This window comes from Hydrotalea flava (genome assembly GCF_001623405.1).
GTDB lineage: Bacteria > Bacteroidota > Bacteroidia > Chitinophagales > Chitinophagaceae > Hydrotalea > Hydrotalea flava.
This window is the reverse complement of sequence record NZ_LUHG01000116.1, coordinates 1-5,471: the sequence shown is the minus strand read 5'-3', so window position 1 is coordinate 5,471 and position 5,471 is coordinate 1. Positions and strand designations below refer to the sequence as shown.

The 5,471-nt window shown below is 47.6% G+C and carries 2 tRNA genes and 3 rRNA genes; all 5 read left to right on the top strand.

From position 1 onward, the window contains the following. The first annotated feature begins 311 nt into the window (after window positions 1-311). Window positions 312-1,842: ribosomal RNA gene (locus A0F92_RS15370) — 16S ribosomal RNA — on the top strand. 112 nt (window positions 1,843-1,954) lie between these two features. Continuing rightward, window positions 1,955-2,028 (top strand) — tRNA-Ile (locus tag A0F92_RS15365). 30 nt (window positions 2,029-2,058) lie between these two features. After that, a tRNA-Ala gene (locus A0F92_RS15360) sits at window positions 2,059-2,132 on the top strand. A 277-nt stretch (window positions 2,133-2,409) separates the two neighbouring features. Beyond that, window positions 2,410-5,220, top strand: a 23S ribosomal RNA gene (locus A0F92_RS15355). Window positions 5,221-5,267: 47 nt separating this feature from the next. Then, a 5S ribosomal RNA gene (gene rrf / locus A0F92_RS15350) occupies window positions 5,268-5,381 on the top strand. The 16S, 23S and 5S rRNA genes sit together here with 2 tRNA genes alongside, the layout of an rRNA operon. The last annotated feature ends 90 nt before the right edge of the window (window positions 5,382-5,471 follow it).

Genomic DNA, 5,471 nt, shown 5'->3' with positions numbered 1-5,471 from the left:
TTTTTTTTCAAAAAAAGGTTTAAAAAAGTTTGGTAGGGAAGAGTAGGGTTATTACTTTTGCAACCCCAATAACGATAGAGGGGAAGTGAGAGAGGGGATATGCGGGATAAGAAGAGGGGTAAGATAGTTGGGAATAGGGGGGTGAGATAGCGATAAATAATAAAGGGTTAGAATAAAGTTCTTTGAAATATTGGAAGCAACAGTACTTAATAGAGATATTGGGTAAGATTTTTAGCGAAAGAGAAAAGAACAGAACAAAGATCGGACGTTAATTTTTGAGAGAAAGTTAAGTCAGATTAGACAATCTATTTACAATGGAGAGTTTGATCCTGGCTCAGGATGAACGCTAGCGGCAGGCTTAATACATGCAAGTCGAGGGGCAGCACGATATAGCAATATATGGGTGGCGACCGGCAAACGGGTGCGGAACACGTACACAACCTTCCGGTGAGAGGGGGATAGCCCAGAGAAATTTGGATTAATACCCCATATTATAATGGTCAGGCATCTGATTATTATCAAAGGCTTCGGCCGCTTATTGATGGGTGTGCGTCTGATTAGGTAGTTGGCGGGGTAGAGGCCCACCAAGCCTGCGATCAGTAGCTGATGTGAGAGCATGATCAGCCACACGGGCACTGAGACACGGGCCCGACTCCTACGGGAGGCAGCAGTAAGGAATATTGGACAATGGACGCAAGTCTGATCCAGCCATGCCGCGTGAAGGATGACTGCCCTCTGGGTTGTAAACTTCTTTTATAGGGGAAGAAAGTTATTTTTTTTAGGATATTTGACGGTACCCTATGAATAAGCACCGGCTAACTCCGTGCCAGCAGCCGCGGTAATACGGAGGGTGCAAGCGTTATCCGGATTCACTGGGTTTAAAGGGTGCGTAGGCGGGTATGTAAGTCAGTGGTGAAATACCGGAGCTTAACTTCGGAACTGCCATTGATACTATATATCTTGAATATTGTGGAGGTAAGCGGAATATGTCATGTAGCGGTGAAATGCTTAGAGATGACATAGAACACCGATTGCGAAGGCAGCTTGCTACGCAAATATTGACGCTGAGGCACGAAAGCGTGGGGATCAAACAGGATTAGATACCCTGGTAGTCCACGCCCTAAACGATGATTACTCGACATTAGCGATACACAGTTAGTGTCTGAGCGAAAGCATTAAGTAATCCACCTGGGAAGTACGACCGCAAGGTTGAAACTCAAAGGAATTGGCGGGGGTCCGCACAAGCGGTGGAGCATGTGGTTTAATTCGATGATACGCGAGGAACCTTACCTGGGCTAGAATGCGGTTTGACGGTGGGTGAAAGCTCACTTTGTAGCAATACACAGATCGTAAGGTGCTGCATGGCTGTCGTCAGCTCGTGCCGTGAGGTGTTGGGTTAAGTCCCGCAACGAGCGCAACCCCTATCAGTAGTTGCCAACAGGTAAAGCTGGGAACTCTACTGAAACTGCCGCCGTAAGGCGTGAGGAAGGAGGGGATGATGTCAAGTCATCATGGCCTTTATGCCCAGGGCTACACACGTGCTACAATGGGGAGGACAAAGGGCAGCGACACAGTGATGTGAAGCCAATCCCAAAAACCTTCTCTCAGTTCAGATTGGAGTCTGCAACTCGACTCCATGAAGCTGGAATCGCTAGTAATCGTATATCAGCAATGATACGGTGAATACGTTCCCGGACCTTGCACACACCGCCCGTCAAGCCATGGGAGCCGGGTGTACCTAAAGTCGGTAACCGCAAGGAGCTGCCTAGGGTAAAACTGGTGACTGGGGCTAAGTCGTAACAAGGTAGCCGTACCGGAAGGTGCGGCTGGAATACCTCCTTTTAGAGCTTAGCTAAGAATTTTAAACTGTTGCTTCTGATACTTTCAATTTTTAAACAAAGAAAACAGAGTAGTTCTTTCCATTAAAATAAATAGAGAAGAAGTTGGCCCGTTCAGACCCGTAGCTCAGTTGGTTAGAGCGCTACACTGATAATGTAGAGGTCACCAGTTCAACTCTGGTCGGGTCTACTTAAAAGAAGCGATAAGAAAATAACCCTTGGGGGGTTAGCTCAGTTGGCTAGAGCATCTGCCTTGCACGCAGAGGGTCATCGGTTCGACTCCGATATCCTCCACAGTAAACAAAAAGCGAGAGAGGAGCGGATAGAGAAGGGAGAGAAAAAAAAGAAAAGGGAGAAGTAGAAAGGAAGAAATGCGAGGCGATTAGTTTTTTTAAGCAGAGAAAAGAGGTGTGAACAGGGTAGCGGCTGTTCGCTTGGTTCAAGTCCAACACATCAACGAAGGATAAACAAAGTGCAACTAAGTTTATCAAAGGTCTTTGACATATTGGGAAAGTAAAATTGTAGTAAATAGTCGTATACGCCTGTATGCAAAGGGGTATATGGAAAGATTTTTAAAGCGAATAAGGGCGCATGGTGGATGCCTTGGGTCTGAGAGGCGAAGAAGGACGTGGTAAGCTGCGAAAAGCCGGGGGGAGCTGCACACAAGCGCAATATCCCCGGGTCTCCGAATGGGACAACCCACTATACTGAAGGTATAGTACTCGAAAGAGAGCCAACCTCCTGAACTGAAACATCTAAGTAGGGAGAGGAAAAGAAAACAATAGTGATTCCCTAAGTAGTGGCGAGCGAAAAGGGAAGAGCCCAAACCGCAGGAGCGAGCTTTTGCGGGGTTGTAGGACTACATTTAGAAATTATCAAGAAGCTGAATTATCTGGAAAGATAAGCCATAGCAGGTGAAAGCCCTGTAGGCGTACAATGATAAGGACGCGTAGTATCCTGAGTAGTGCGGGACCGGAGGAATCCTGCATGAACCAGCCAGCACCATCTGGTAAGGCTAAATACTCCTCAGACACCGATAGTGAACCAGTACCGTAAGGGAAAGGTGAAAAGTACCCCGAATAGGGGAGTGAAATAGTACCTGAAACCGTGCGCCTACAAGCGGTCGGAGTCTTGTTTTAGACGAGATGACGGCGTGCCTTTTGCATAATGAGCCTACGAGTTGCACCTAACTGGCGAGGTTAAGTTCTTGAATAACGGAGCCGTAGCGAAAGCGAGTCCGAATAGGGCGAATAGTCAGTTGGGGCAGACGCGAAACTTTGTGATCTATCCATGAGCAGGTTGAAGTTCCGGTAACACGGAATGGAGGACCGAACCCGTTAGCGTTGAAAAGCTTTGGGATGACTTGTGGATAGGGGTGAAAGGCCAATCAAACTGAGAGATAGCTCGTTCTCCCCGAAATGTTTTTAGGAACAGCCTCAGATATAGAAGTTTACTAGAGGTAGAGCTACTGATTGGGCTAGGGGGTTTCATCGCCTACCAAACCCTGACAAACTCCGAATGCTAGTAAATATCTCTGGGAGTGAGGCTGCGGGCGCTAAGGTCCGTGGCCGAGAGGGAAATAACCCAGATTAGCAACTAAGGCCCCCAATACGTAGTTAAGTTGAACAAACGAGGTGAGACTTCAATAACAGCCAGGATGTTTGCTTGGAAGCAGCAATTCATTTAAAGAGTGCGTAACAGCTCACTGGTCGAGAGGTCTTGCACGGAAAATAATCGGGCATCAAACTACGAGCCGAAGTTCTAAATTTCGCCTAAGGCGAGATGGTAGGGGAGCATTGAAACCGGCGTTGAAGGTGTGGCGTGAGCCATGTTGGAGCGGTTTCAAAAGAAAATGTAGGCATAAGTAACGATAAAAGGAGTGAAAAACTCCTTCGCCGAAAGTCTAAGGTTTCCTGATCAACGTTAATCGGATCAGGGTTAGTCTGGACCTTAGGAGCACCCGAAAGGGGAATCTGATGGAAAGCGGGTTAATAATCCCGCACCTGCTATACAATGAAAGTGACGCAGTGACGTGGTGGTTGCGAACAGACGGATGTTCGCCTGAGAGGAATCTTCGGAGGAATCGAAACCATAAAATTGCTGCCAAGAAAAGCGAGTATAGCAGCCAGTACCGCAAACCGACACAGGTAGACGGGATGAGTATTCTAAGGCGCTCGGGTGAGCCGTGGAGAAGGAACTAGGCAAATTGACGCTGTAACTTCGGGATAAAGCGTACCTCGCCTAAGGCGAGGTCTCAGTAAAATGGTTCAACCAACTGTTTAACAAAAACACAGGGCCCTGCAAAATCGTAAGATGACGTATAGAGCCTGATACCTGCCCGGTGCCGGAAGGTTAAGGAAGGGGGTTAGTTGTAAGACGAAGCTCTTGACTGAAGCCCCGGTAAACGGCGGCCGTAACTATAACGGTCCTAAGGTAGCGAAATTCCTTGTCGGGTAAGTTCCGACCTGCACGAATGGTCTAATGAGTTGAACACTGTCTCCTCCACGAGCCCGGTGAAATTGTAGTATCGGTGAAGATGCCGGTTACCCGCCACGGGACGGAAAGACCCCGTGAACCTTCACTACAACTTTGCATTGATTTTGAGCAACAAATGTGTAGGATAGTTGGGAGACTATGAAGTAGTGTCGCCAGGCATTATGGAGTCAACGTTGAAATACCAACCTTTTGTTGCTTAGAACCTAATCCCGCCTGAGGCGGGAGACATTGCATGGTGGGTAGTTTGACTGGGGTGGTCGCCTCCTAAAAAGTAACGGAGGCTCGCAAAGGTACCCTCAGTACGGTTGGTAATCGTACGTAGAGCGCATTAGTAGAAGGGTGCTTGACTGTGAGGCAGACAAGCCGAGCAGGTGCGAAAGCAGGCTAAAGTGATCCGGTGGTTCTGCATGGAAGGGCCATCGCTCAAAGGATAAAAGGTACTCCGGGGATAACAGGCTGATCTTACCCAAGAGCTCATATCGACGGTAAGGTTTGGCACCTCGATGTCGGTTCGTCACATCCTGGGGCTGGAGAAGGTCCCAAGGGTTCGGCTGTTCGCCGATTAAAGTGGCACGTGAACTGGGTTCAGAACGTCGCAAGACAGTTCGGTCCCTATCTGTGGTGGGCGTTAGTAAATTGAGTGGACGTGACCTTAGTACGAGAGGACCGGGTTGCATGTACCGCTGGTGTATCAGTTGTGCCGCCAGGTGCAATGCTGAGTAGCTATGTACAGCCAGGATAAACGCTGAAAGCATCTAAGCGTGAAACCTTCCACAAGATGAGTTTACTTTTAAGGGTCGTCAGAGACGATGACGTTGATAGGCTACAGATGTACAGCTGGTAACAGCAAAGTCGAGTAGTACTAATTACCCGTAAGCTTTATTTTTTTTATTTACACAAGCACTTCCCAATATGTTAACTTATTAAAGAGTTTATGGTGGTTATACCGAGGGTGTTCACCTCTTCCCATTCCGAACAGAGAAGTTAAGTCCCTCATGGCCGATGGTACTTGGGCCTTGTCCCTGGGAGAGTAGGTAGCTGCCGTATTTATCCAAAAGCCGTCTTAGTAGCTACTAAGGCGGCTTTTTTATGCCCATCACATAAACATTAAAAAATAATTTTATTTTTATTATCATT